Genomic DNA, 25,829 nt, shown 5'->3' on the forward strand with positions numbered 1-25,829 from the left:
AGGGAAAACCGATGAACGATACGATTCTATTGGTGGAGGATGACCCCTCAATTCGAGGCTTTGTCCGTCTGAACCTGCTGCGTCAAGGGTATGAGGTTCTAGAAGCAGAGACAGGTGAAAAGGCATTGGCGCTTCTGAGTTGTGGCAAGCCCATTCTCATCGCTGTACTCGATATTATGCTACCTGGTATGGATGGGATTGAGGTATGTAAACAGCTGCGTAGTCAAGGTTATCAAATCGGGATTATGATGTTGACAGCCAAGACACAGGAATTAGACAAGGTAGAAGGATTGTTAGCTGGCGCTGATGATTATATGACGAAGCCCTTCTCTCCGCTAGAATTTATGGCAAGAATCAAGGCACTGCAGCGGCGACTTCTCAATAATCAAAATGTGCTCTCCATAACGATCATCGAGTCAGGGCCTTTTACCTTGGACCAAAACGGGAAGAAGGTCTGGAAAAACAATACGGAGCTGGATCTAACGCCGACAGAATATGCTTTGATGAGACATTTCATGTTGAATAAGGGCATCGCCTTGAGTCGTAATGATCTCCTTGATGAAATCTGGGGTGTGAATTACGTGGGAGATTATAAGGTGGTGGATGTGAACATTCGCCGCTTACGAAAAAAGATTGAGGATGATCCTTCTCAGCCCATATATATCGAAGCAATCTGGGGATTTGGTTACTGCTGGAGGGGTCAATGATGAAATTACGAAAGCTGAATCCCACTGGCAAGAAGGGGAATACCCTCCAATATCGCTTGGTCTTTCAATATACACTGATCATCCTGATCACCGTATCCCTCTTGGAAGGATTATTTCTCATCACCTTGCATCATTATTATTATCGAAGTATTGAAGAGCTGCTCCGGGATCGGATGGAGAGTGCGCAGCAGCTCTATCGTCATCAGGTCTACTATCCCACCTTTACAGAGCGTTCCAGGATGATGATGAATCAAGTATCCAGCGATCCAGCCATTGAAATCCAATTTATTGATGGTAAAGGGAATTTCATCCTTAGTTCATCTGGCTTTGCAGTACAAGGGCTAGCGCTGATCGATGGGGAAGATGTGCGACAAGCTTTAAAAGGTGAGAGTAAGCTTGCCATATTTACAGATTCCCAATCTGGAGAGAGACAAATGGCTTTCGCCGCACCTCTGATTACAGAGAATCATCTTGATGGGGTCATTCGCTATGTGACCTCGATTGATCAAGTGGATACAACCTATGGCAGGTTGGTGATCTGGGCCATTGCCATTGGCGGAATGGTGGTCCTCTTCGTCACCATCTTTAGCCGATTATTAGCACGATCCATTATCCGACCCATTGAAGAACTAACCCATGTGGCTAGTCAAATGGCGGAGGGGCGCTATTCATTACGAGCTTCGTATCCTCGGGAGGACGAGATTGGCAATCTAGCCCATACCTTAAATTATCTGGCCAAGGGGATTGTGAAAAGCAATCAGCTGAAGAATGAATTCATCTCCTCCATCTCCCATGAATTAAGGACACCTCTCACTTCCATTAAAGGCTGGAGTGAAACCTTACTGCTCGGTGATCTGAAGGATGAAAGGGAGACGCGAACAGGCTTAGAAGTGATCGTGAAGGAGAGCAATCGCTTAACGGGTCTGGTTGAAGAATTACTGGACTTCTCCAAGCTACAGAGCCATCATCTAGAGATTGAGAAGGAGGAAGTGAATCTCCTCGATCTTCTTCACGATGTATATCGGCAATTTCAGACGCGGGCCCAGCAGCTCGGGATCACGTGGGTTGTTGCGCTACCATCAACGATTCCACCCATCATTGGTGATGAGAATCGTTTGAAGCAGGTCCTAATCAATGTAGTAGATAATGCCTTTAAGTTTAGTTCACGGGGTAGCCAAGTTCATTTCACTACGAATGTGGAGGAACAACAGATTCGGATTGAAATCAAAGATGAAGGGTGTGGCATCCCTCCATCTGAATTACCATATGTGTTTGAGAAGTTTTATAAAGGGGAAGCAAAGCAAGCAGGGAGTGGCCTAGGACTAGCCATTAGTGCAGAAATCATCCAACGTCATGGTGGTACCATCACCGCCTCTAGTGATGGTCTGCACGGAACCTTGATTACCATACTACTTCCACTTCCACGTTAAATCCTTGTGAGGTTCAATCCTCTCAAGGATTATTTTCTTTTCGGTGGATTGATCGTCACCATTTGCAGAAGATGATGGTAGTACTCATCAGTTACATCCACATCCTTCACAGAGATGGAATACTGAAACTGCAGAATGGCTGTAAGATCTTGAAACCACGGGCGCATGGTAGGGAAGTGATGCTGAGTATCCTCCCAGACTGCTTCTAAGGTGGGACTGTAGAGTGTGGGAAAGCCTTGCCTTGATGGACGATGATTACGTTTTGCACCTGAGGTGGTAAAAACCTGATGCCAGTAGTCTGCCCGCGAACCAGTATGGGGCTGGGACTGTACAAAGTGACTGATAGCATCCGTAAGCTCTTTATTGGAGAAAAGCAGAGCATAGAGCATCCTTCCTGTCTCGATGCGTTCTTCAAGCTGCGCAAACTGGGTGACTACTCGTCCTACTAGAGGACGCCAAATCGGAGTCATATCGCGGTCTTGTTGCTCTGAATTCAATGGAAAGAGTAAGTAGTTAAAATGGAGCCATTCCTGCAAATGAAAAAGCAAGGAGTGAAGGATCTCCTTGTAAGGTGAAATGGTCAGTACATTGGTTTCTATCACATTCTGCTCATTGATAATCAAAGCGACGGTTAATACGGATGAGGCTGTTCGAGCAGTTTCTGCTCCTCCTGCTTCTTCCACTCCTTCCCTTTGCAATCTCGAAACACTCCAAAAGGATTCCCAGATGGGATGCATGAAGGGGGAGACCTGAAAATAGGGGAGAAGGTGAAAATAGGAGCGCTGGTGCTCCATACTTTTGGCATAGAGCAAGAGCTGAGGATATGCATCATAGAAGATCAGGGCATTACAGCGTTCTAAAAGGCGATAAAAATTGAAGCGCTGCTGAGCAGTGAGAAAAGCACCACTTAAATCTCCATGTAGGTCTGTCATATTCCAGCCCCCATTCCGAGAAACCATATGAGCAAGTAGTGCCCAATGGATTTCTGGAAATTGCAAATAAAACCGCACATAGGCAGCCGTTCTAGTTACATTATTACGATTGGCACGATCTCGTTCTTTGTCAATCTCTGCAAGAATACGTCGCTCTTCAGGATTGAGAGAAGTATGTTCAGGAGTAATCGTATTCCTTAATACCCCATGCAATACTGATTTTAGTTGCTGCTGGAGCTGCTGAATCTCTCGTTGAAAGAGCTTCACCTCCCCAGGGAGGTGGGTTATCTTCATGTGGTGAAAGGATGGCAAATTTGGTAGAGTGAGGGGAGAGTGCTGAGGCTTTTTGAACCAAGGCAACATTTTCAAGATTCGCCTTACGATCAATTGGCTCCATTGGACAATATATGAGCGCATCTCCTTCCTCCCTTTACAAATAAAATGAGTAAAAACTTGAATTAAGGAGTGGAATACATTGCTATCATTACCCTATCCACAAGCTTTACATGCTGCACGTTTTCTTAGCCGACCTAATCGTTTCCTGCTACTTTGTGAGTTACTTGAAGCAGCAGATGAGAGCGGGACAGTGGTAGAGGTGCATCTTCCTGATCCTGGTCGTCTCAAGGAGTTGCTTCTACCCGGTGCTTCCATTTGGTTATTGCCAGTTGATAAGCCCGGTCGCAGAACACAGTGGTCAGCCGCGCTGGTGGCTACGCCAGACGGAAAGCAAATGGTTTCCCTCGATTCTACCTTACCCAATCGTTTAGTAGAACTTGCATTACAGAAACAAGAAATTGCAGAGCTTGCTGATTGGTCTTTCGTGAGTCGTGAATATACCATGGGCGATTCTCGCTGGGATTTTTTGTTGGCTCATCCTGATGGGCGGAAGCTGGCGTTAGAGGTGAAAAGCGTTACCCTCGCAGAGAAGGGAATCGGTTTGTTTCCCGATGCAGTAACAGCACGGGGGACCAAGCATGTACAGGAGTTAAGTCAGATCGCACAACAGGATGGCTGGGAAGCTGCACTCCTTTTTGTCATCCAACGATCCGATGTTAATGAAGTACGCCCAGCATCTCATATTGATCCTGTTTTTGCAGCCACATTAGCGAAGGCCAAGGCTTCAGGGGTTCATATCTTCGCCCATCGCTGCAGCATCCATCTCGATGCCATTCACCTTGAAGGTTCTGTGCCTGTGGTGATTGAAGGAGGTGAAGAAAATTGCACCCATGGAGATCAGGATTGAAAGAAGCCCTTCAATTGCGAGAGCAAGGTGAATTATTAAACGCCATAGCACTCCTGCAACAGTTAATTCATACATATCCAGAGCAAGATCCATTGTTATATTATGAGCTTGCTTCAAACTATGACCGTTTAGGGGAGGAAAAAACTGCGATCCCTTATTATCATCAAGCCATTGAACAAGGCTTAGCCGGAGAAGAACGGTGGAAAGCCTTCGTTCAATTAGGAAGCTCCTATCGTGCTATCGGTGATTATGAAAAGGCTAATCATGTCATACAACAAGGGCTGGAGGAGTTCCCCAATCATGGAGCATTACGAGTTTTTTATGCAATCACCGCTTATAATCAAGGAAAGATGAAGGATGCAATGACTGTGCTATTAGATCTTCTTCTCCATTTCACCAATGATCCAACCATTCTTCAATATCAAAAAGCATTACAGTTCTATTGTGAACATATTGATGAAACATGGACATCGTAACACAGTAGATCTATATTACTTATGTGCTTGAAGCTGCAAAAATATATTTATCAAAAAGTAAGGTTCAGAAGGAGTGAATCGCTCCTGCTGAACCTTACCTTACTTCATGTACAGATGCTTCATTTCTATGGTTTGATTGCTTCGTAGGTGATCATCTCATGGGAATCAACAGGCTCTTTACCATATTGATAGCCACCTGATCGTGTAATCTGCGTGAAGCCAATGCTTTTTAAGATCATCTGGAATTCCTCCATACCATACCAGCGGATGGGCAAGCGTTGTAGCTCCGTTTCAATCAGCTTGCCTTTACACCATTTCTCATAACGGAGATAGCTAATGTTCTTCTGCTGTAAGAGATCTACCTCTACTAACGTGGTTTCCAGGGTGATCAATTCCTTCTCAGGTGTAATCCAGGATCGTGTGGTTCGTTGATTGATTGTAAATTCTTCAGGAATAAAGAGGTCAAGAATGAGCCGTCCACCAGGCTGTAGATGATGATAGAAGGAGTCTAAGACTTGTAAGGCATCTTCACGATCTTCAAGGAGTTGAAAGGAACCTGCAGGGATAATGATGGCACCATATTGATGAGGAAGGGAGAGCGACTGCATATCCTCTTCATAGAGCATCGGCTGTAAGCCCAGCTCTGCACATCGTGCTTTACAGGAGGCTAACATCTCACTCGAGTTATCTACACCATCAACGATCAAACCAGCTTCCAATAGGGGGATGAGCATACGCCCAGAGCCTACTGCCACTTCAAGAATACGCTTTTTCATACCACGGAGCCGCTCTTGATAATACTCAACATCTTTAAATGAATGCCCCAATGGCTTATCCAAATCATATACCGCTGTTGCTAGTTTACTGTAACTCGTAAACATCTCATTCACCCCTTGTTCAACATTCTATATGGAACCTCTCTTCATGCCAGATCTTTCTTCACGCTAGAACATTCTCCTTTGCGACTAAGCTACTCTTTTTTTAATATGGATTCGACTATTTACCCACAATCTAGAGGGTTCTGCATTCCGATTCTCGAAGTAAATTGGTAACAACTCGAGGGGGATGGACATGATGAAACAATGGTCCCAATTGGAAGAACAGGTAGAACGGTTCATGGAGGAAGAGCAGGTTCCTGGACTCGCCATTGCCATATCTCAAAATGGTGAGGTGATTTACAAGCATGGCTTTGGTTATGGAGAGCTTGCTAGGAAGGAGCCAGTGACGCCAGAGACGATCTTTGGCATCGCTTCTGTAAGTAAATCCTTCACAGCCTTAGCTACGATGCAATTGGTTGAAGCGGGGCAATTATCTGTGGAGGATCCTGTGATTCACTATTTGCCACAGTATCAATTAGCCGGTCAGCCGGAGATGGAAAAGATTCAGATTCACCATCTCTTATCTCATTCCACCGGCGTAGCACCTGTGAAGCGCCGGGAGGAGACGCTTTATTTCTCTGAGCAAATTCAGTATCTATCCAGCGATGAGATCGAAATCTTAGGTGAACCAGGCCAATATTTTAGTTATTGCAATGATACCTTTCTCTTATTAGGGGCGATCATCGAGAAGCTGTCAGGACAGTCTTTTCGCCGTTATATGACGAGAAAAATCTTGGATCCCCTAGGTATGAATCGAACTACCTATAGTTTAGAGGAAGTAGCACGCTTCACCAATGTGAGCACACCCTTTGAAAAGAATCCAGCAACCAAAGCAGTAGAACCAGTACCATGGCCTACCCTAGGAATCTATGAGGTAGGGGGAGGGATTCGCTCCAATGTCCTAGACCTATTGGCTTATGGTGAGGTATATGTCAATGCTAAGCATTGCGAGGAAAAACTTCAGCTTAGCCCAAAGACCCTGCAACAAATGTGGACACCCTATATTCCTGTTGGTGAGCACCAAAACTATGGGTATGCCTTAGAAATAACCGCTGACTATCATGGCTATACCCTCGTTGAACATGGTGGTGGGCAACCTGGTGTTTCATCTAACTTTGGCTTTGTTCCCGAAGCAGGCTTGGTGGTAGCAGTACTATGTAATCTATCTGCTGTACCTATTCGAAAAATCTGGCTGGCTACTGTTCATGCAGCTTTGGGTCTCTCGATGGAACAGAATGATCCCATCGCTCCATCATATCAGCTGATGGATGTTGAATTACACTCCCTCCTCGGTAGATATACATCTGCAGAAGGTAGTTCCCTTATACTTTATCAAGATAGTAAGAAGCTCATGGCAGCAGTAGATGAACAAGTCTATCCTGTTCGTCCCGTTGCAAAGGATCAGGTGCTGCTAGAACCAATGGAGAAGCCTGTTCATTTTTACCTCAATGAAGCAGGGCAAGCATGGGCTGCTTTCCTAGGTATGCGAATGTTAAAGCGACGCTCATAGATAATACAGTAGCATAAGCAGTTAGGGGGTCTTAAGATGGAACCATTACTACGAATTCGTGATATTCAAAGGCTGATCCACGAGCAAGAGTTGAATGCTCAATTGAAGCAGGATTACTTCTTAAAGCTGGTGGAAGAAATAGGTTCATTAGCAAACACATTACAAGCTGATCGCGATCAATTATCTGGTCACTATCCGTTTCAAGGAACCGGCAACGCGAAGCAGATCGATACTGATCTTGCAGCGATTCTCTATTATCTCTTAGCACTAGCCGATGTTTATGGGATCGATCTAGAAGAGCGTATTCTGCAAATGATCAGTAGGAACTTGTTAGAAACTACGAATCAGAATACGAATCGAGGCTTCATGACAAAAATAGTAGAGAGTCGTGATGAGAAGATCAATGTACAAGAAAAGAGCTCCCCGTTAACGAAAGAAGCTTTCGCAGAGCGAATGAAGGAAGCCGTTCAAGCTGTTCATGGCTGTTCAGTCTCTCTTATCGAGGAGCCACAGGGCTTTATTCTATATAATCAATACGGACATTCTTGGGGGCAGGTCTCGATCTATGAGAGGAAGCTCTCCATTAACCTTGAGCTATATCCAGGAAGATATCAGCTCCATGAGTTGGCAAGAAGATTGGAGCTTCCCGAACGGAGACGGGGCAGGGAATCAAGTTTTACATTCCGTACTACTGAGAAAACACCACCCTATTTCGATTCCCTTGATATTACACTCTTCCAAGATTACTTTTCCTTGGAGAATAGAGAAAGAATGGAGAATCTTTTAGTGCTGATTAACGAAGCTGCTCAGCATAGTGATTTTAAATATCGTTCAACAAGCAGATAGGGTGATGATGTGAAACGAATGAAAACGCTAGGCTTAATTATGATTATTGGCATTGCTTTGGTGTTTTTTTTCCTAGTTCGTAGTGCTCCACCGCCTACTTACCTTCCTACTATAAGTCATTATCCCGCTGGAACATTGGAGGGTCAGCTGGAGGGGGAACTTCTTCAGGTGATCAATGAAATGGGGATACCTGGGCTCCAATTGACCATTATTCTGGAAGATGTAGAGTACAACCTTGCTTTGGGAACCATGGATTATCAGCGAGAGCATGCGATCACATCAGAGCATATCTTAAGGATGGGTAGCGTATCCAAAGTGTATACAGCTGTCTTGGTGATGAAGCTGGTGGAAGCAGGTCATCTAGGTTTAGATGATTCAATTGATCAATGGTTTCCCAAGATCCCTCATGCCAATCAAATTACCATTCGTCAGCTTTTAAATCATACCAGTGGTATCTCCAATTATACGGAGAATATTTGGTTTCAATTGGAGACTGTTTCTTCTTCAAAACGCTTTTTCACTACTGATGATCTCTTGAATTATCTAGTAGAGGGAAAGCCCGATTTCTCACCTGGGGAGGAATATAGATATTCCAATTCTAACTATCTATTATTAGGATTGATTGCGGAAAAGAGCACAGGAATTCCCTATCCTCAACTACTACATCAGCTGCTGCTTCAGCCCCTCCACTTACAGCATACCGTTCTTCTTCCCTATGATGAGACGCCACGAGAATTGATTAGTGGGTATGATCGAGATTTATTACCCCTGGGTCCCCATACAATCAAACCGTATAATACAGCCTGGGCAAGTGCTGCCTATTCTGCAGGGGGCATAGCGTCTACCTCCGCAGAGATGGCTCAGTTCATGCATGGTGTTTTTCATAAGCACGCGGTAATAGGCAAAAAAAGCATTGAGGAGATGATGCAGTTCCAGCCATTCCTTGAGGAGGATATTCCTGAGCAAACAGGATATGGTCTTGGATTACGTGAGTTGATGATCGATGGTCATCGCTTGATTGGACATACGGGAACCATCCCCGGTTTTGGCGCAGCTACCTTCTACGAGCCTGAAACTGGTACCACTATCGCATTTTTAGGAAATATCTCTTTTCTTGATCAAATTGGGCTGCTACAGACTGTTTTGGAGACGTTGAAACACTCATGACTGAAGTCATGAGTGTTCTCGGTTAATCCAAAAAGTATCAACTAAACGAGAATTACCCAAAGTAGCTGTCGTTCACATGACTGACGGTCATGGCTCCACCGCCAATGGCCATTACCATAAGTACAAGGGGAATTGCACCTTCTATTCCCAATGCAGGAAGCAAGAGAGCCATAAGTGAGGATGTGACAACCAGGGAAGTTGTACTAGAGCCTTGCGCAGATTTCAGGGCAGCGGCAATGTTATATGAGTCCAGTGCGATGACGATTTTCACAACCAACCCTCTTTTCAGAAAATAGTAGCTCGATCACTACTTGACTTACTTCTTCCTTGGCAGAGTAAGAGCCTGCCAGCGATCTTCTTGCAGTAGCTTACTAATATAGACGATCTGCCCCACATGATATGAATAATGATACATCTGGCGTTCAATGGCCTCGATGACGAAGTGAGGTTCATTACGGATGGTGATGGTTTTCAGAAGATCGCTAGGTTGTAATTGTTCTAAAGCTAGAAATACGGCAGACCATCCAGAATCCCATAACTGTAAAAGCGTTTGTTGATCAAGGATTTCGTGATTAAATTCTGCATCACGCTCGCGACTAGGTTTTTCACCGTCGGTTGTAAGAAAATCTGTCCAACGGGAGATCATGTTGCCATGTAGATGCTTAACGATGGTGGCTATACTATTAGATTCTTGATGGGGTATCCAATTCAATTCAGATTGATTCAGTGGGGCAAGAGCACGTTCAGCCAATTTTCTCATCTCGTGGAACCGTTGAATTACTGTCGATAGGTAGACGTTTTCTACACGACCATTCTCGATATTTGTCTCGGAAGACATCATGATAAACACCTCCAAAATGATTCATTCTACTCTTCATATTCATATGCCTTCCTTTTGGGAATAAGAAACTCTTAAATCTTTCCCATTTTCTGCGAGTGTGCTATAATGCACCTGTAGTAACTAACTGAATGAGAAGTGTAGGGGGGCCGGTGTTGCCGGCTGAGATTGCATCCGTAAGATGCTGACTCTTGGAACCTGATCTGGTTGAGACCAGCGGAGGGAACATGTTCTCGAACAATTTGATTTGTTTGAATTCATGCGCCCGGGATCAACCAGGGCGCTTCTTCTTTTGGTTATTTCATCTCATTTCGATGGTAGAAAGATAGGGGGTAGTACGTTGAAGAAATGGTTAATTATTCTATGCACATTAACACTTCTCATCAGTATGACAGCATGCGGTAATACCAATAACGAAAAGGGAGATGCCGCACAAGATGGCAACTCAACTGCAGGTGAGCAGGAATTAACAAAGGTAAGCGTTGTTCTCGACTGGTCACCGAATACTAATCATACAGGGCTTTATGTCGCACAAGCCAAAGGCTATTTTAAGGAACAAGGACTGGATGTTGAGATCATCCTTCCTGGTGAAGCAGGGGCTGATCAGCTTGTGGCTGCTGGCAAGGCACAATTTGGTGTCAGCTACCAAGAGAGCATTACACAGGCGCGTGTACAAGGGGTTCCCCTTGTCTCCATCGCCGCAGTGATTCAACATAATACGTCTGGATTCGCTTCTCCTGTAGAGAAGAATATTACAAGTCCTAAGGATTTCGAGGGTAAAACCTATGGTGGCTGGGGTTCTCCTGTGGAAGAGGCTGTGATGAGCTCCTTAATGCAGCTTGAAGGTGCTGATGTATCGAAGGTGAATTTTATCAATATGGGAGATACCGATTTCTTCACAGCTGTGAAGCGAGATCTCGATTTTGCATGGATTTTCTATGCATGGACGGGAATTGAGGCAGAGCTACGTGGTGAACCCATCAATATGATCTACCTTACAGACTATACAGATAAACTAGATTATTATACGCCTGTACTAGCAACCAATGAGAGTATGATCGCAGACAATGCAGAGACGGTTAAAGCCTTTGTTACTGCAGCATCCCAAGGTTATCAGTTTGCCATGGAGAATCCAGATGAGGCTGCACAGATCTTATTAGATGCTGTTCCTGATCTTGATGCTCCATTGGTGAAGAAGAGTCAAGAATGGTTAGCTTCACGCTATCAAGGGGATGCACCTCGCTGGGGTGAACAGAAACAGGAAGTATGGGAAAACTATATGAACTGGCTGTTAGAGCATGATCTATTGGAAAAGGCAATCGATGTAGATCAGGCTTTTACCAATGAGTATTTACCTGAATAAGCATCTCGATTGGATGAAAAAGGAGGATGAGCTTCATGGCCAATGCATTGGTTAGTGTACAGATTCTTCCCAAGCCAGCCCATGGCGAAGATGTGATTCCCTTCGTGGACGAAGCGATTCGCATCATTCAAGAATCAGGGGTAAAGCATCAGGTTCAGCCCTTAGACACCGTGATGGAAGGGGAGATGGATGAACTGCTTGCCATTGTCTCTAAAATGAATAAGCGGATGATGGAGCTAGGCTGTAAGAACGTGATTACCCAGGTGAAGGTCTTATACCAACCGGAGGGCATCACGCTAGAAACCTTAACGGAGAAATATCGCTAATGCGTCGACTAAAGAATGGAGTGAAGCAAGGATGGCGACCAATTTTGGTCCTCATCCTCTTCTTTAGTCTATGGGAGATCGTGGTCCGTATCGCCGAGATTCCTGCATGGCTCCTACCTGCTCCAACTGTGATTTGGCAAGCAGCAGTAGAAGCAGGTCCGAGGTTAGCACAGCATGTAGTGGCCACGATTCAACTTACCTTACTTGGTTTTCTCATCGGTACAGTAACCGGGCTCTCCATCGCCATGTTACTTCATCGGTTCCAAGGCTTACGGCAGGCGTTTTATCCACTGCTTATCCTGACGCAGAATGTTCCTATTATTGTCCTTGCACCCTTGTTGGTCATCTGGTTTGGCTTCGGTATCCTTCCGAAGCTCATCGTGATCACCTTGGTCGTTTTCTTCCCTGTTGCTGTAGCAGCTCTCGATGGCTTTCGCCAAGTACCGTTAGAATTGACCCATTATTTAGAGATGGCTGGTGCTAGTCGGAATCAACAGTTCTGGAAGCTGGAACTACCCTATGCCTTACCATCCATCTTTTCTGGCTTAAAAATCTCCGCCACCTATAGTGTGATGGGGGCGGTTATTTCAGAATGGTTAGGAGCAAAAGCAGGGATTGGCGTCTTTATGACTTTAGCCTCTTCATCCTTTCGTACGGATCGCGTTTTTGCCGCCATTATGATCATTATGGCATTAAGTCTGATCTTCTTTGTACTGATTCAATTACTTGAACGTTTTCTTATTCGATGGAAACCGGAGAAGGGGAGATAACGATGAAATTAGAGATTCATAATCTATCGAAGTCCTTTGGTCCCCAACAGGTGCTCCGGCATCTTTCACTCCAGGTGAAGGAAGGAGAATTCGTCTCTATCTTAGGTCCTTCTGGAAGTGGGAAGAGTACATTATTCCATCTCATTGGCGGTCTTTATCAACCGTATGAAGGGGAGATTCTCCTCGATGGGAAGCCGATTATGGGAGAGCGGGGACATATTAGCTATATGCCGCAACAATCCGCCTTACTTCCGTGGCGTACCATTCTGCAAAATGTTCTACTCACAGAAGAGCTACAAGGAAAAAGTGATCCAGCCAAAGCTCAGCGCATGCTGGCGAAGGCAGGACTATTGGAGTATGCCAATGCCTACCCTCATCAGCTCTCTGGTGGGATGAAGCAGCGTGCTTCCTTTATCCGGGCGCTCCTCAGTCCTCAGTCCTTACTCCTATTGGATGAGCCATTTTCTGCCCTCGATGAATTAACGAGGATGGAGATGCAGCAATGGTTGCTTCATCTCTGGGAGGAGGATCGTCGCTCTGTCCTTTTTATCACCCATAGTATTGAAGAGGCGCTCCTGCTATCGGATCGAATCTATATCCTATCGCCAAAGCCAGCACAGATTGAACGGGAGATCGTGATCCCGCAGGCACGCCCACGGACTGAGGCCTGGCGACTCTCGGAAAACTTCCTGGAACTGAAGCGTGAGGCCTACCATACGCTGGCGCATCACCAATTGCCAATGCAGGAGAAGGAGGAGAAAGCATGAGGAAGCTCATCGATGCCCATATTCATCTTGATCTCTATTCAGAGGAGGAACGGACTCAGATCCTCAGAGGTATGAAAGAAGCAGAGATCGAGGGCTTGATCACCGTATCCATGCATCTTGCGTCATCTCAAATGAATCAACAGCTAGCCCAGCATTTTCAAGGCGTCTATCCATGCTATGGTTACCATCCTGAGCAAGCCTTACCAAGGGATGAAGATCTCGCTGATCTATTTCAATGGATCCGTGCGAATGCGCAAGAGATGGTGGCAGTAGGTGAGGTGGGCCTACCCTACTATCTGCGGCAGGAACAGCATCTTGATGAAACACCTTATATTGAATTACTAGATCAATTCATTCAGTTGGCGAAGCATTTACATAAGCCCATCGTTCTCCATGCAATCTATGACGATGCACCGAAGGTATGTCAGCTCCTCGAGAAGTATTCATATAATCAAGCTCACTTTCATTGGTTTAAAGGAGATCCTCGTACCATTGAGCGGATGGCTAGGAATGGCTACTTCGTCTCGCATACTCCTGATCTGCTTTATGAGGCTGAAATTGTTCAGTTGGTCCAACAGTATCCCCTTGGTCAAATGATGGTGGAGACCGATGGACCATGGCCCTTTACCGGACCCTTCCAAGGGATGCTGACAGAGCCTAAGATGATGCATCATACGGTGAATGAGATCGCTCGGATTAAAGGATTACCCATTGCAACAGTCTATGAGCAGTTGGAGAGTAACACGAGGAGATTCTATTCCCTTGATCTAAGCAAATGATGATAACTGGTTATTGTTCCTGAACCACAAGTCCTGGAGGATTAGCAATCTTCGAAAAACGATTGGCTCAAAAATAGGAGAAGAATCTATTTCGAATTCGTACATTTAAGTAATGTGATAATTCGAGTTACCCATTGTTAGGTATACTGCCTTATAATAATGGCAGTTAGTTCGTATAAGTGGTATTATATGGCATAGCAAGGAGGTTATAGATATGAGGAGCCAATCGTTAAAATCATTCATTTCAGATTTGTTATTAGGATTAGGATTTGTTTTTATAATTAGCCCAGCAATACTATATTGGTTTATTCATGGAAACTATGATAGATATATTTGGATTATAAGTGGTCCGTACCCATTTAGCCATTTTGGTGGAGGACCATTTCAACTATTTGTTTCAGCAGGATTATTGATAATTGGAATAGGCTTAATAGGCATTTCAAGGATTCTAAAGAGAAGAAGTTGAATACGTATAATTTATGGAATAGCAACAATACTCATTAACATAGCCAAATATAAAAAAGGAGCGACCAAAAGTTTACGTTCAAAGACTTTTGGTCGCTCCTATTTATTAATTTTGGACTACAGGTCCCGGTGGATTAGCCATACGTGAAAAAGGATGATGTCCGAGCCATAATAGCGTCCCATCTTGCTGCACTATCACATGAGCTAGGGAGCCTGGTCCTTCAATGTAGTATGCATAGTAGCTGCTCAAGTGCTTGATTGGATCCTGCTGAATATGACCACTAACGTGAATATTAGGCCAACCATTCAACTCCTCCCGGATGGTACCATCTTGAAAGATGACAAGTCCTCCTGTGAGCATCACGGCATTTTCTCCGGTTTTTGTAATGGTGAATTGAATTTTTGGGTTGTTCGTTTGGTTGGAGTTTCCTTGTGTATTTCCTTGATTTCCGTTGGGAGCATAGATCTTTTCCATTTCAACCGTATATGCGTTGCCCTGTGCATCGATGATCTTTGCAATGGGACCCATCAGTTCAAAATAGAGATGATTCAATGGTCCCCAGCTGGTCACCTTCGGTAGATTTGGGATGGGATTCATCACTAGTTCTTGCTCTGTTACAGTGCTCTGATAATAAACCTCACCTTCATCTGTTAATACGATGGGAATGGGATAATTATAGAGCTGGACAATTCTGCCTCTCGGTGTGGGGTCCATTTTGACCTGTCGGGTGTTCCTAATATCTTGATTATCAAACACAATTTCCATCACAGAGCCTGTTTCTAATAAAGTGAGCAGTCCATCAGTTGTATTTACCATTTGTGTAATTGGGACCGTTGAATGTAACTTTTTATACTGTTTTGTAAGAACATTTCCTTCGAGATATTGCTTCCATTCAAGGATCACTCCAGCATCCGTGAGAAAAGCGGCCGGGTCACGATACAAGGCTGCACTCTTTACATGCTGATCAAGGAGGATAGGTTCCAATCCATGAAGGTTGCCAATGTGCCATACATCCCCTGCAATGATATATTGATAGGGCGAAAGAACAGCATCAACATTTCCCTGCTTAAAGCGACCGAATGGAGTAAATTGATCGAAATAGTAGGGCTTTTGTCCGAGTTGACCATACATATTACTTCCCCAACTATAGACCTTACCATCCTTGGTAAGAGCAAGTGCATGGTCACTGCCTACTTGGATATCGGTGATCGCCGGGATCTCCTTAATTTGCCTTGGTTTCTCCATGGTTGCTGTAGCATACTCCTCTGGGAGGAGGGCATTATTGATTCCATCGGTAGTGTGCCATGCCCACACCGTACCATCTTGTTTGAGTCCAAGCTGCGTATAGCTTGTTCCTGCAATTTTGATAAAATCATTCGGAATGTTGAGTTTCGTGAATTCTTTCTCCATATTGTACAGGTACCAATTCCCTGCAGTTGTATAAATAAAGGCCTGATACCCATCAAGTAGACCGGCTACTTGTAATGGTTTTTCACCATTGGGAAGGGTGATGAGCTTAGGAGGCAATGAATCCTCCATACCATAGGAGAGGTGAACCTCCCATAGCTGTTCATCGCTCGTGATCAAAAATAGAAGAGTATTGCCATGTAATGTACTTGCAAAAATATCACGGACAGCTTTAACTTCGAGAGTATGTAGCTTATCCCCATCCGAATATCTCCCCCAAGCGCTTACCGTGCCATCTTGTTTTAGAGCGATCACAGAATCGCCTGCGCCTTGGATGATCCTGGTAATCCCTGTTAAATCTTTTATGATCATCGGTTGCTTTAGCGGATTGAGGAACCAGACCTCGCCAGATTGAGTCACGGCAAATTCACCAGCTATCTGTGAGATTCTTGGCAGACCTTGAACCTCCACGGGAAAAGCAGCATGCTTCTCTTCCTCCCAGTGACGATATCCCCATGCATACACCTTCCCATCTTGTGACAGTGCGTAGGAGGAACCAAACTGGTAGCCATAACCAGCTTCATCGATCAAACTACCTACAGCGATCCCTTGAATATTCGTTAAAGGATTTTTGGCTTCAGATGGCATCAGCTCAAAGATGGTAGAAGAATCTATTTCAGTTGCTTGGATAGGTTCGGATGCTTCTAATGTGAATGAGACAGGTTCATTCGAATCAACAACACCATCTGAAGGAGAAGGGGAGGTTGCTGAAGGTGGACTGTTATTTTGGCTTTCTTTTTCTTCAGACGTAGTACATGCATTTAGCATGGTGATGGCCATGAGAAGGACTAGCAATAGGATAGCATATTTTTTCTTTGTCATTGATTTCGCTCCCTTGTGAGTGATTATCTACATATATTGATGCAAAAGTCGGAAATTGGTTACACATGAAATAGATTTGATTTGCTATGGGAATGTTCGTGTTGTTTGATATGCATAATGAAATGAATAAGAAATCTACAAGGTATTTTGAAGAAGAAAATTATTAATGATTCAATGGATGAATTTAACATTTAAAATAAATAGTAGTAGATGATAGCTTTTATGAAATAGCTGAGAACACTCGTGACTTCTGTCATGAGATGAATCAGCTTCGGACAAGGCGTGTCTTTTGACACGTCAATTATCCGACATCTATTAACTTAGCGAATAGAAAATATACTTATATTTAATGGAAATAACTTGTATAATAACTGATATATGTTATCTTGTGATTGAGGTGGATAACATGGCAGAAGTCAAACATGGTAGAGGATATGTGTACTCTATCCAATACCATTCCGAATATCATCAAAGCGTTCAAGGGTGTTTCAACTGCGTACTTACGATTCTTCAAGAAGCAGAACGATACTTCCCGTTTCAAAAGCAAAAAGAACAAGGTTCAGTCCTATACAACGAAACACACAAACGGAAATATTGCGATTGATGGAAATAAACTCAAGCTTCCAAAGCTGGGTCTTGTTCGTTTTGGAAAATCAAGAGATGTATAAGGGCGTATTCTGTCTGCGACCATTAGACGCAATCCTTCTGGCAAATACTTTGTATGGAGAAGTGTTTGAGAATCCGAAGTTCCTACAAAATATGGATCGAAAATTGATTCGTGAACAACGTACCCTTTCTAGGCGTGTACAAGGTTCTGCGAACTGGCATAAACAACGAATGAAGGTTGCACGAATCCATGAACGCATTGCAAATGCTCGAACAGACTACTTGCAAAAAATTACAACGCATATTTTAAAAAACCACGACATCATTGCGATTGAAGATTTGCAAGTGTCTAACGTGAGGAAGAGCCACCAACTTGCCAAAGCGATTGGTGAAGTGTCCTTCTTGCCATCGTGAATGGGATCGAGATATCAACGCAAGTTTGGATATTCTTGCCGAAGGCAAAAGACTACGATTGGCATAATCGCAAGAACTGCGGGGATAGCTTGGTGATACATCATGTACTAATTCTGTTCATTAGAACGGACTACCCAAGAATTCGTGGCTTTAGCCATGAGAGGTTCAAGATCATATGAGTAACAGGAGGTACCATCCATGATCGATTTAGAAACGGGAAGATTTGTCTTACGAGAGGGAGTTGAGCTGTATCCAGGCATGACAAGAGAGGATTTCTTTCAATCCCCATTGTATGCTACTGAGCTCTATCATGAATCGGATAAGGAAGATCCGAAAGAACCTAGTTATTTTCTTAAGATCCAAAATATCGATGGCTATGAAATGAGTCTCGATCTTTATTTTTCCAAGCATGATTATCTTATTGAAATTGATATCACAAAGCCTGAATTCTATAACTGGCCCAATTGGCCTGAGGATGTCAGTGAAGAAGAGTATGCATACGCCATTAAACGCTATAATGATCAATTTTTAGCAAGCCAGATCCAGGGAAGTCTTCGTGAAGGAACAGAGCTATGGTTTGATTATATGTGGGGTTCTATTACCTCTTCTATCAGTTTGAGGCATACTCCAAGTGTCAAAATTACGATACGTTATGACGAGATCCCTTTTTTAGAAGCAAAAGGAATGAAGTTTGATGATATTGATATTCTAGATCTCTATTAGAAAAGACTATAAGGAACTAACAGTTTGAAGGAGGTACCATCCATGATCGATTTTGAAACGGGAAGATTTGTTTTACGAGAGGGAGTTGAACTGTATCCTGGCATGACGAGAGAGGACTTCTTTCAATCCCCATTGTATGCTACTGAGCTCTATCATGAGACCAACAAGGAGAAACCAAAGAAAAGGAGCTATTTTTTGAAACCTCAAAATATCGATGGCTTTGTAATGAGTATCACGATATATCTTTCAAGTCATGATTATATTGATGAAGTAAAAATCACAAAGCCTGAATTTTATGACTGGCCCAATTGGCCTGAGGATGTCAGTGAAGAAGAGTATGCATACGCCATTAAACGTTATAACGATCAATTTTTAGCAAGTCAGATCCAGGGAAGTCTTCGTGAAGGAAAAGAACTGTGGTTTGATTATATGTGGGGTTCCATTACCTCTTCCATCAGTTTGAGGCATACTCCAAGTGTCAAAATTACGATACGTTATGACGAGATCCCTTTTTTAGAAGCAAAAGGAATGAAGTTTGATGATATTGATATTCTAGATCTCTATTAATGGTGACCATATGAGGTATGACATAATAGATGAAGGAAAATAACAACAGACTTAGAAAAGGATAATATGATGGTATTATCGCTATAGATACCAATACGGATGTCGCTTAGAACTTCAAAGGGATATTTTAGTGAACACGGAAGGTCGAGCGACGAGGTTGGAAAATTAGGGAGATGTTCCCCATAAAGTAAAACTATTTCTTAAAGATGCTTTACTAATAAGATTCTTACACCAATATAACAAATCCCCTCACCAAGCCTAGTAGGGGGATTTGTTATACTAATTTAGAATTGAGAGTGTCTAAGCTCAAATCAGTTAGGTCCAATTACGAGCATGAGTAAAGCGAGGACAAAACAAATATACTCCCAGTATTTTATATNGTCAGATCCAGGGAAGTCTTCGTGAAGGAAAAGAACTGTGGTTTGATTATATGTGGGGTTCCATTACCTCTTCCATCAGTTTGAGGCATACTCCAAGTGTCAAAATTACGATACGTTATGACGAGATACCTTTTTTAGAAGCAAAAGGAATGAAGTTTGATGATATTGATATTCTAGATCTCTATTAATGGTGACCATATGAGGTATGACATAATAGATGAAGGAAAATAACAACAGACTTAGAAAAGGATAATATGATGGTATTATCGCTATAGATACCAATACGGATGTCGCTTAGAACTTCAAAGGGATATTTTAGTGAACACGGAAGGTCGAGCGACGAGGTTGGAAAATTAGGGAGATGTTCCCCATAAAGTAAAACTATTTCTTAAAGATGCTTTACTAATAAGATTCTTACACCAATATAACAAATCCCCTCACCAAGCCTAGTAGGGGGATTTGTTATACTAATTTAGAATTGAGAGTGTCTAAGCTCAAATCAGTTAGGTCCAATTACGAGCATGAGTAAAGCGAGGACAAAACAAATATACTCCCAGTATTTTATATCTATGAAGAAAAGGGAATGATCGTCATAAATATATAGTTCCTCTTTCGTTTCTATATCAATAAGGGTTTTTGAGGGGACACTATAAGCCACTTTTACAATGATTCGAATAATAAATCCCGATATAATTAATGCTAAGGGTGCTGCCCACTCTGATTCTGAATAAAAATTTCCGTCTCCAGTTACTGCTGTACAAATTAAACTTGTTAAAAGTGAACAAGCGAATATTACAATACCAACTAACAATCCTAGACCAGACCAGATAAGAACAAATAAAATTGTACTCATCTCCCTCCCTGAAGATTGATAAACAATATGCGGGGCATCAGCGAATTGCTTCAACAAATAGAACGAGTAAAGCAAAACTGATAAAAATAACCCCCCACGTTGTTATTCCCATATTAAGAAGTTTGTGTTCTTGTCGATAGAATACTTCTAGACCCGTATCCTTATCGATATAAAACTTTCCCTTATCACGTGATAATCTGCTTCCGATTATGATGTTCACAATACCTGATAGAATTAACGCTAAAGGTATTCCCCAGGAGGAATTATCCATAAATTCCGGATCCCCAGTTATTTTTTCAAAAATGAATTGGGTTAATGCACCGCAAAGACCAGAAACAAGAAGAACCACAGGCCCTTTTCCTGACGAGTTTAACATAAGCACTAACACCTCCTTATCAATTCACTTTATTTACAACACTTTGAACCACTCATGGCTATAACTACGAATGTTCTCGGCCATTCCATAAATATATAATACCAATAGAGATAAAAAATGGTATATTATAATAGCTATAGTATTGATAAAAAGCCAAATAAGTTTTGATTAAATGGAGCTCACACCCATGGATAGAAGAATAGAAGTAGTAGAATTGGAAGGAAGTCAATCATGCTATACTTTCGCCACTTTGTCATATTTTACACACCCATCTATCCTGAAATTCACTAGTGCAAATTGTATGATAGAATAGATTTATTATGCTAAAGGAACATGGATAGGGATGTGAAGAGATGTCTGTAATTGATTCGACGCGGATTCAGCGCTTCTTGCACCATGCCAAGGCAACTTTTCTTGCTGAAGAATTGCAGCACAATCATCAGATGATGGAAGAGCTTCTCAACTGGTGCCTGATACCAGATGAGGAGCGGGTGAAGAAGGTCGGACTGTTTCAAGGCTACTACGCTCAACTGATTGAGACTGCTTCAGCCCTTCATTTAGACCCATTGGCATATTGTGCAAGCCAATTAGCCAATGGGATAGTATCTCTACATCAACATACACAATTATCACAACAAGTGATTATCCTAGCTTATGGCCTCACAACCATTCGTACCGAGTTGAAGAGAGCAGAGGAAGAACTACATCGAGAGGTGAAGGATGAGCAACAGGATCCACGGGCAGAGTCCATTATTGATGCGAGAACTGGATTATATCGCTGGAGCTACTTCTCGATCCGATTCGCTGAAGAGCAAGAACGTTATCGGCGGAGTGGCCTATCTTTCTCCATCGTGAAGATTAAAATTACACCATTAGCTGACATTGCTGCAAAGGAAGGAACCTTAGTTCACAACATGCTTCTGCAGCAAGTTGGTGAGCAATTGCAAGCGCAGCTACGGGAAATTGATCAGATTTACCGCGCCTCAGATGATACATTCTACATACTCTTGCCGATAACCAATGATGAGAATGCTTTCAAAGCAATGGAACGGGTAAGGAAACGCTTCTCATATATTCAATTTGACCGTCCCAATGGTGGTGAACCCGTTAAGCTCACGCTTTCGGTAGGAATTGTCATGGTACAAGCCACAGAGCAGCAGCAAGCTGAGTTAATCGCTTGGGCAGATATTGCTCTAGAACGTGCTCTTCATATGGAGAATAATCAAAGCTATATCTATCTTCCTGATCAGCAGGCCATTAGCAAGTATCAGCGTAAGAAGGTTTTAATCGTTGAGGATGTAGAAATGATTGGTGAGATGGTGCGAGAACATCTTGCATCACTGGATTATGATGTAGAGGTGGTAAAGGATGGAGAGGAGGCTTATTGGAAGGCGCTTGTCTTCCATCCACACTTAATCATCCTTGATCTGGTACTGCCAAAGATGGATGGCTTCCAACTCCTAGAGAAGCTTCGCGCTGTATCGGAGATGAAAAGAGTTAAGGTAATCATCATCTCATCTAGTCACAAAGAAGAGGACATTTCTCGTGCATTTAAGCTAGGAATTCGTGATTTTATCATGAAACCATTTTCAATGGATCTTATTCAAGAGCGGGTAAAACGTCTTTTATAATTCATGCCTTGACTTTCTGCTAATAGCTATCTATAATTTTATCAAGTCAATGTGAATACTGATGCGATGCGAAGGACATGAATGATGGAGCCATTTCAGCACAGAGAAGAGGGTCATTGGCTGAAAACCCTTCTGAAGCCCAACATTTACCACCTTCAAGCAGTCTTGATGAACTTTCTCAACATGATTCATCCTCGAAGGATAGACCGGATGGATGAAGCATGCAGATCACTAGTCAAGGCCGGCAAGATCCCTTGCCGTTATCCAATGAAGAAAGATCATACCATTGCCTTGTATGCCTAAAATTCTTGTTTACGAGTATGCAGGAGAATCCATTGGTATGCTTTGAACTTTGGGTGGAACCACGAGTGCATCGTCCCAATCTTGGGATGTGCACTCGTTTTTATTTTTTTAGATGATTAAACAACATTCACAAAAAAGGAGAGATCAAGATGATTCATATTACATTTCCAGATGGTGCTGTACGTGAGTTTGAAGCAGGGATTACAGCCATCGAGGTTGCTGGTACAATCAGCTCTAGCCTAAAGAAAAAGACCTATGCTGCTGTAATCGATGGTGAGCTCGTCGATGCAAGAATGCCCATCAAGAAGGATTGTCAGATCGAATTAGTCACACCTGAGCATGAGCGGATCTATGAGGTTTATCGTCATACTGTAACCCATGTGATGGCGCAAGCAGTAAAACGTCTTTACCCAGAGACCAAGCTTGGCGTTGGCCCTGTGATTGAAGATGGATTCTATTACGATATGGATATTGATACTGCTTTAGTACCAGCTGATCTTGAAAAGGTTGAAAATGAAATGCGTAAGATTATTAAAGAGAATCTGGAAATTGAACGCTTAGAAGTCTCCCGAGCTGAGGCATTGGCCTTTTTTGAGAAGGTAGGAGATCCCTATAAGCTGGAACTGATTCGCGATCTTCCAGAGGATGAAGTGATTACCCTCTACCGTCAAGGAGAGTTTACAGACCTGTGCCGTGGACCACATCTTCCTTCTACAGGAAAGATTAAGGCATTCAAATTACAACAAATCTCCGGTGCTTACTGGCGGGGGAATTCAGATAATAAAATGCTACAACGGATCTATGGAACAGCCTGGTTAACCGAGGAAGAGCTTCAACAGCATCTGCATTTTATCGAAGAGGCAAAAGCACGGGATCATCGTAAGCTGGGTAAAGAATTGAAGCTCTTTATGTTCTCCGATGAAGCACCAGGTATGCCATTCTACTTACCCAATGGGATGATCATCCGTACACAGTTGGAAAATTTCCTACGGGAATTACAGACCGAAGCTGACTACTTGGAAGTACGTACTCCATTGATGATGAATCAACGCTTGTGGGAGCAGTCTGGACACTGGGATCACTATCATGAGAATATGTATTTTACTGAGGTGGATGAGACCAAATTTGCGCTGAAACCAATGAACTGTCCAGGACATATGCTGATCTATAAGAATGATCTCCGTTCCTATCGTGATCTCCCCATTCGCATGGCTGAATTTGGACAGGTACACCGCCATGAGCTCTCTGGTGCACTCAATGGGATGATGCGTGTCCGTACCTTTACCCAGGATGATGCCCATATCTATGTCCGTCCTGATCAGATTGAAGAGGAAATTAAAAAGGTTATTCAGCTCATTGACCGCCTCTATGGTGTCTACGGCTTTACCTATTCCGTGGAATTATCTACACGTCCAGAAAACTCCATGGGCTCTGATGAACTCTGGGAGCAAGCTGAAAAAGCCTTACAAAATGTCCTTGAGCATCTCAACATGGAATATCAATTGAATGAAGGCGATGGCGCATTCTATGGACCGAAGATCGACTTCCATATCTACGATGCATTAAAACGAAGCTGGCAATGTGCAACCGTTCAATTGGACTTCCAAATGCCAGAGAAATTTGACTTAACCTATATCGGTGAGGATAATCAACGCTACCGTCCTGTGGTAATCCATCGGGCCGTGATGGGGTCTATTGACCGCTTTATTGGCGTTCTAACAGAGCACTTTGCTGGTGCATTCCCAACCTGGCTGGCACCAGTTCAGGTGAAAATCCTACCCGTCGCCGATAAGCATATCCCCTATGCGAAGGAATTAGAGGAACAAATGAAACAAGCAGGGATCCGTGTTCGCAGCGATGAACGAAATGAAAAACTAGGGTATAAAATCCGTGAAGCGCAGATGGAAAAAGTTCCATATATGCTGATTGTAGGGGACAAGGAAGTAGAAGAGCAATCCATCTCCTTACGTAAACGCGGTGAGGGTGATGTAGGTAGTGTGAAACTGGAGGATCTCGTGGCACAAATCCTTAAAGAGGTTAAAGAGAAAAGCCTATAAATGAAAGGTGCTAGTCGACGGCAGAAGCTAATCTAGAGTACAATATAACGATAAGAGTATCGATGTATATTTGGAGGTCTTTGCGTTGCGGGCCATGCTTTATGCCATCTTATCGTCTGTGTTCTTTGCTACAACCTATGTTCTGAATCGTAATATGGAGCTAGCAGGTGGACATTGGATCTGGAGTGCTTCGCTACGATTTATCTTTATGCTGCCTTTTCTCATCCTGATCGTGATGTGGCGAGGTAAGCTAGGGCTACTCATTCAAGAAATGAAGCGGAGGCCATGGGAGTGGATGCTCTGGAGTACTGTGGGGTTTGGCGTCTTCTATGCCACCCTATGCTTCGCTGCAGCCTATGGGCCTGCTTGGCTGATTGCGGGATCCTTTCAGATTACCATCGTGGCAGGTTCCTTACTTGTTCCATTTTTCTATGAAGAAGTAGCCACAGCAAAGGGAATCATTCGGCGGCGCAAGAAGATTCCTTTTCAAGGGCTAGGGATGTCCTTGGTTATTCTCGTGGGTATCGCCTTGATGCAGGTAGAGAATGCAGGTCAACTCTCCATGACAGATATTCTCTATGGCTTATTGCCCGTTATTATTTCTGCCTTTGCTTATCCATTGGGCAATCGGAAGATGATGGAGGTCTGTGAGGGAAGACTGGATACTATTGAACGGGTATTAGGCATGACCATTGCTAGTCTGCCTTTCTGGATGCTTCTTTCCCTCTATGGCTTTGTAACAGCAGGTGGTCCTTCAACCTCTCAAGTAGAGCAATCATTCTTCGTTGCCATCTTTTCTGGGATTATTGCTACCATTTTATTGTTTAAGGCCACCGACATGGTACGGGAGAGTCCACGGATGTTAGCCTCCGTGGAGGCAGCACAAGCTGGAGAAGTACTCTTCTCTCTACTTGGTGAGATTCTCTTTTTCCATGCCCCATTACCTAGCTCCATTTCGTTGTTGGGGATCTGCTTAGTTGTCTTCGGGGTTATCCTTCATAGCTATCAGATGGCTAAGTTAAACTCCACTCATGTTGCTGAACCAGTAGCTCAGCTAACCATTGATTGGGCTGCAGATAGGGATCGATGAAGTAAAGCGGTTCAGATGGAGATGCTCCTCCGTCTGAACCGC

At 43.3% G+C, this 25,829-nt stretch carries 25 protein-coding genes, 2 pseudogenes and 1 riboswitch; of the genes and pseudogenes, 20 read left to right on the forward strand and 7 right to left on the reverse strand.

Going from position 1 to position 25,829, the window contains the following annotated elements; all coding sequences use genetic code 11:
- Positions 1-11: 11 nt before the first annotated feature.
- Positions 12-707, forward strand: coding sequence for a response regulator transcription factor (locus tag BN1691_RS09200; protein WP_048601948.1), 696 nt, complete (start codon positions 12-14; stop codon positions 705-707).
- Positions 707-2,137 carry a sensor histidine kinase gene (locus tag BN1691_RS09205; protein WP_048601949.1) on the forward strand — a complete coding sequence of 477 codons (1,431 nt, stop codon included), beginning with the start codon at positions 707-709 and terminating at the stop codon, positions 2,135-2,137. Before BN1691_RS09200 ends, BN1691_RS09205 begins: the two co-directional genes overlap by 1 nt.
- 29 nt (positions 2,138-2,166) lie before the next feature.
- Here BN1691_RS09205 and BN1691_RS09210 read toward each other — a convergent pair whose 3' ends face one another.
- Entirely contained in the window at positions 2,167-3,486 is a 1,320-nt protein-coding gene (locus BN1691_RS09210; RefSeq protein ID WP_048601950.1) for a DUF2515 family protein, read from the reverse strand.
- A gap of 58 nt (positions 3,487-3,544) precedes the next feature.
- Between BN1691_RS09210 and sfsA the strand changes: the two genes are divergently transcribed.
- Positions 3,545-4,312, forward strand: a complete 768-nt coding sequence (gene sfsA, locus BN1691_RS09215) for a DNA/RNA nuclease SfsA (protein WP_048601951.1) — start codon at positions 3,545-3,547, stop codon at positions 4,310-4,312.
- Positions 4,309-4,788, forward strand: coding sequence for a tetratricopeptide repeat protein (locus tag BN1691_RS09220; RefSeq protein ID WP_048601952.1), 480 nt, complete (start codon positions 4,309-4,311; stop codon positions 4,786-4,788). Before sfsA ends, BN1691_RS09220 begins: the two co-directional genes overlap by 4 nt.
- Positions 4,789-4,913: 125 nt before the next feature.
- Here the strand turns inward: BN1691_RS09220 and BN1691_RS09225 are convergent, their stop codons facing one another.
- Complete coding sequence (locus BN1691_RS09225; protein WP_048601953.1) at positions 4,914-5,669, reverse strand: class I SAM-dependent methyltransferase; 756 nt, start codon at positions 5,667-5,669, stop codon at positions 4,914-4,916.
- A 190-nt stretch (positions 5,670-5,859) separates the two neighbouring features.
- Here BN1691_RS09225 and BN1691_RS09230 point away from each other — a divergent pair, with 190 nt between their 5' ends.
- From BN1691_RS09230 to BN1691_RS09240, 3 genes are read left to right on the forward strand one after another with little or no spacing between them, the layout of a single operon-like run.
- Positions 5,860-7,176: a serine hydrolase domain-containing protein gene (locus BN1691_RS09230; protein WP_231638379.1), complete on the forward strand. Its 1,317-nt coding sequence runs from the start codon at positions 5,860-5,862 to the stop codon at positions 7,174-7,176.
- Positions 7,177-7,212: 36 nt separating this feature from the next.
- A complete protein-coding gene (locus tag BN1691_RS09235; protein ID WP_048601955.1) occupies positions 7,213-8,022 on the forward strand; it encodes a nucleoside triphosphate pyrophosphohydrolase family protein in 810 nt (269 codons plus the stop codon).
- An 18-nt stretch (positions 8,023-8,040) separates the two neighbouring features.
- Complete coding sequence (locus tag BN1691_RS09240; RefSeq protein ID WP_048601956.1) at positions 8,041-9,189, forward strand: serine hydrolase domain-containing protein; 1,149 nt, start codon at positions 8,041-8,043, stop codon at positions 9,187-9,189.
- A gap of 58 nt (positions 9,190-9,247) precedes the next feature.
- On the opposite strand, the pseudogene BN1691_RS09245 reads toward BN1691_RS09240, so the two are convergent.
- Together BN1691_RS09245 and BN1691_RS09250 are read right to left on the reverse strand one after the other, a co-directional pair.
- Positions 9,248-9,478: pseudogene (locus BN1691_RS09245) on the reverse strand (GntT/GntP/DsdX family permease); the annotation flags it as partial.
- A gap of 27 nt (positions 9,479-9,505) precedes the next feature.
- Positions 9,506-10,030, reverse strand: coding sequence for a DUF1572 family protein (locus BN1691_RS09250; protein ID WP_390621641.1), 525 nt, complete (start codon positions 10,028-10,030; stop codon positions 9,506-9,508).
- A 129-nt stretch (positions 10,031-10,159) separates the two neighbouring features.
- A riboswitch (TPP riboswitch) is annotated at positions 10,160-10,269 on the forward strand.
- A 98-nt stretch (positions 10,270-10,367) separates the two neighbouring features.
- Between BN1691_RS09250 and BN1691_RS09255 the strand changes: the two genes are divergently transcribed.
- The 6 genes from BN1691_RS09255 (at position 10,368) to BN1691_RS09280 (ending at position 14,498) form a co-directional block, all read left to right on the forward strand.
- The gene (locus BN1691_RS09255; RefSeq protein WP_048601958.1) at positions 10,368-11,390 is read left to right on the forward strand and encodes an ABC transporter substrate-binding protein; all 1,023 of its coding nucleotides are present in this window, start codon (positions 10,368-10,370) and stop codon (positions 11,388-11,390) included.
- Positions 11,391-11,425: 35 nt separating this feature from the next.
- Positions 11,426-11,716 carry a thiamine-binding protein gene (locus tag BN1691_RS09260; RefSeq protein ID WP_048601959.1) on the forward strand — a complete coding sequence of 97 codons (291 nt, stop codon included), beginning with the start codon at positions 11,426-11,428 and terminating at the stop codon, positions 11,714-11,716.
- On the forward strand, positions 11,716-12,486 hold the full coding sequence (locus BN1691_RS09265) for an ABC transporter permease (RefSeq protein WP_048601960.1): 771 nt from the start codon (positions 11,716-11,718) through the stop codon (positions 12,484-12,486). The genes BN1691_RS09260 and BN1691_RS09265 overlap by 1 nt, the downstream gene beginning before the upstream one ends.
- Before the next feature lie 2 nt (positions 12,487-12,488).
- Complete coding sequence (locus BN1691_RS09270) at positions 12,489-13,253, forward strand: ABC transporter ATP-binding protein (RefSeq protein WP_231638380.1); 765 nt, start codon at positions 12,489-12,491, stop codon at positions 13,251-13,253.
- Positions 13,250-14,032, forward strand: a complete 783-nt coding sequence (locus tag BN1691_RS09275) for a TatD family hydrolase (protein ID WP_048601962.1) — start codon at positions 13,250-13,252, stop codon at positions 14,030-14,032. Before BN1691_RS09270 ends, BN1691_RS09275 begins: the two co-directional genes overlap by 4 nt.
- Positions 14,033-14,246: 214 nt before the next feature.
- Positions 14,247-14,498, forward strand: a complete 252-nt coding sequence (locus tag BN1691_RS09280) for a hypothetical protein (RefSeq protein WP_048601963.1) — start codon at positions 14,247-14,249, stop codon at positions 14,496-14,498.
- A gap of 105 nt (positions 14,499-14,603) precedes the next feature.
- Here BN1691_RS09280 and BN1691_RS09285 read toward each other — a convergent pair whose 3' ends face one another.
- Positions 14,604-16,787 carry an RCC1 domain-containing protein gene (locus BN1691_RS09285; RefSeq protein WP_048601964.1) on the reverse strand — a complete coding sequence of 728 codons (2,184 nt, stop codon included), beginning with the start codon at positions 16,785-16,787 and terminating at the stop codon, positions 14,604-14,606.
- A gap of 473 nt (positions 16,788-17,260) precedes the next feature.
- Between BN1691_RS09285 and BN1691_RS14295 the strand changes: the two are divergent.
- From BN1691_RS14295 to BN1691_RS09300, 3 genes and pseudogenes are all read left to right on the forward strand, one after another.
- A pseudogene (locus BN1691_RS14295) lies at positions 17,261-17,795 on the forward strand (transposase); the annotation flags it as partial.
- Positions 17,796-18,005: 210 nt separating this feature from the next.
- Positions 18,006-18,530 carry an ATP-grasp domain-containing protein gene (locus BN1691_RS09295; protein WP_048601965.1) on the forward strand — a complete coding sequence of 175 codons (525 nt, stop codon included), beginning with the start codon at positions 18,006-18,008 and terminating at the stop codon, positions 18,528-18,530.
- A 42-nt stretch (positions 18,531-18,572) separates the two neighbouring features.
- On the forward strand, positions 18,573-19,097 hold the full coding sequence (locus BN1691_RS09300) for a hypothetical protein (RefSeq protein ID WP_048601966.1): 525 nt from the start codon (positions 18,573-18,575) through the stop codon (positions 19,095-19,097).
- Positions 19,098-19,976: 879 nt separating this feature from the next.
- On the opposite strand, the gene BN1691_RS09305 is transcribed toward BN1691_RS09300, so the two are convergent.
- Together BN1691_RS09305 and BN1691_RS09310 are read right to left on the reverse strand one after the other, a co-directional pair.
- The gene (locus BN1691_RS09305) at positions 19,977-20,330 is read right to left on the reverse strand and encodes a hypothetical protein (RefSeq protein ID WP_048601967.1); all 354 of its coding nucleotides are present in this window, start codon (positions 20,328-20,330) and stop codon (positions 19,977-19,979) included.
- Between the two features lie 37 nt (positions 20,331-20,367).
- Positions 20,368-20,706 carry a hypothetical protein gene (locus tag BN1691_RS09310; RefSeq protein ID WP_048601968.1) on the reverse strand — a complete coding sequence of 113 codons (339 nt, stop codon included), beginning with the start codon at positions 20,704-20,706 and terminating at the stop codon, positions 20,368-20,370.
- Between the two features lie 353 nt (positions 20,707-21,059).
- Here BN1691_RS09310 and BN1691_RS09315 point away from each other — a divergent pair, with 353 nt between their 5' ends.
- From BN1691_RS09315 to BN1691_RS09330, 4 genes are all read left to right on the forward strand, one after another.
- On the forward strand, positions 21,060-22,337 hold the full coding sequence (locus tag BN1691_RS09315) for a GGDEF domain-containing response regulator (protein ID WP_048601969.1): 1,278 nt from the start codon (positions 21,060-21,062) through the stop codon (positions 22,335-22,337).
- Positions 22,338-22,418: 81 nt separating this feature from the next.
- Positions 22,419-22,640, forward strand: coding sequence for a hypothetical protein (locus BN1691_RS14550; RefSeq protein ID WP_187116869.1), 222 nt, complete (start codon positions 22,419-22,421; stop codon positions 22,638-22,640).
- Positions 22,641-22,789: 149 nt separating this feature from the next.
- On the forward strand, positions 22,790-24,697 hold the full coding sequence (thrS, locus tag BN1691_RS09325; protein ID WP_048601971.1) for a threonine--tRNA ligase: 1,908 nt from the start codon (positions 22,790-22,792) through the stop codon (positions 24,695-24,697).
- Positions 24,698-24,782: 85 nt separating this feature from the next.
- A complete protein-coding gene (locus tag BN1691_RS09330; RefSeq protein WP_048601972.1) occupies positions 24,783-25,787 on the forward strand; it encodes a DMT family transporter in 1,005 nt (334 codons plus the stop codon).
- Positions 25,788-25,829 lie beyond the last annotated feature (42 nt).

Origin of the sequence: Rubeoparvulum massiliense (assembly GCF_001049895.1) — a bacterium.
Classification (GTDB): Bacteria; Bacillota; Bacilli; order Rubeoparvulales; family Rubeoparvulaceae; genus Rubeoparvulum; species Rubeoparvulum massiliense.

What these genes read in the sequence shown, in the direction of transcription:
- BN1691_RS09310 (WP_048601968.1), bottom strand. Translation starts at nt 20,706, where the DNA reads ATGTTAAACTCGTCAGGAAAAGGGCCTGTGGTTCTTCTTGTTTCTGGT.
- BN1691_RS09285 (WP_048601964.1), bottom strand. Translation starts at nt 16,787, where the DNA reads ATGACAAAGAAAAAATATGCTATCCTATTGCTAGTCCTTCTCATGGCC.
- BN1691_RS09315 (WP_048601969.1), top strand. Translation starts at nt 21,060, where the DNA reads ATGTCTGTAATTGATTCGACGCGGATTCAGCGCTTCTTGCACCATGCC.
- BN1691_RS09265 (WP_048601960.1), top strand. Translation starts at nt 11,716, where the DNA reads ATGCGTCGACTAAAGAATGGAGTGAAGCAAGGATGGCGACCAATTTTG.
- BN1691_RS09295 (WP_048601965.1), top strand. Translation starts at nt 18,006, where the DNA reads ATGATCGATTTAGAAACGGGAAGATTTGTCTTACGAGAGGGAGTTGAG.
- BN1691_RS09205 (WP_048601949.1), top strand. Translation starts at nt 707, where the DNA reads ATGAAATTACGAAAGCTGAATCCCACTGGCAAGAAGGGGAATACCCTC.
- BN1691_RS09235 (WP_048601955.1), top strand. Translation starts at nt 7,213, where the DNA reads ATGGAACCATTACTACGAATTCGTGATATTCAAAGGCTGATCCACGAG.
- BN1691_RS09210 (WP_048601950.1), bottom strand. Translation starts at nt 3,486, where the DNA reads ATGCGCTCATATATTGTCCAATGGAGCCAATTGATCGTAAGGCGAATC.
- BN1691_RS09240 (WP_048601956.1), top strand. Translation starts at nt 8,041, where the DNA reads ATGAAAACGCTAGGCTTAATTATGATTATTGGCATTGCTTTGGTGTTT.
- BN1691_RS09260 (WP_048601959.1), top strand. Translation starts at nt 11,426, where the DNA reads ATGGCCAATGCATTGGTTAGTGTACAGATTCTTCCCAAGCCAGCCCAT.
- BN1691_RS09275 (WP_048601962.1), top strand. Translation starts at nt 13,250, where the DNA reads ATGAGGAAGCTCATCGATGCCCATATTCATCTTGATCTCTATTCAGAG.
- BN1691_RS09300 (WP_048601966.1), top strand. Translation starts at nt 18,573, where the DNA reads ATGATCGATTTTGAAACGGGAAGATTTGTTTTACGAGAGGGAGTTGAA.
- BN1691_RS09305 (WP_048601967.1), bottom strand. Translation starts at nt 20,330, where the DNA reads ATGAGTACAATTTTATTTGTTCTTATCTGGTCTGGTCTAGGATTGTTA.
- BN1691_RS09270 (WP_231638380.1), top strand. Translation starts at nt 12,489, where the DNA reads ATGAAATTAGAGATTCATAATCTATCGAAGTCCTTTGGTCCCCAACAG.
- BN1691_RS09225 (WP_048601953.1), bottom strand. Translation starts at nt 5,669, where the DNA reads ATGTTTACGAGTTACAGTAAACTAGCAACAGCGGTATATGATTTGGAT.
- BN1691_RS09250 (WP_390621641.1), bottom strand. Translation starts at nt 10,030, where the DNA reads ATGATGTCTTCCGAGACAAATATCGAGAATGGTCGTGTAGAAAACGTC.
- thrS (WP_048601971.1), top strand. Translation starts at nt 22,790, where the DNA reads ATGATTCATATTACATTTCCAGATGGTGCTGTACGTGAGTTTGAAGCA.
- BN1691_RS14550 (WP_187116869.1), top strand. Translation starts at nt 22,419, where the DNA reads ATGATGGAGCCATTTCAGCACAGAGAAGAGGGTCATTGGCTGAAAACC.
- BN1691_RS09200 (WP_048601948.1), top strand. Translation starts at nt 12, where the DNA reads ATGAACGATACGATTCTATTGGTGGAGGATGACCCCTCAATTCGAGGC.
- BN1691_RS09280 (WP_048601963.1), top strand. Translation starts at nt 14,247, where the DNA reads ATGAGGAGCCAATCGTTAAAATCATTCATTTCAGATTTGTTATTAGGA.
- BN1691_RS09230 (WP_231638379.1), top strand. Translation starts at nt 5,860, where the DNA reads ATGATGAAACAATGGTCCCAATTGGAAGAACAGGTAGAACGGTTCATG.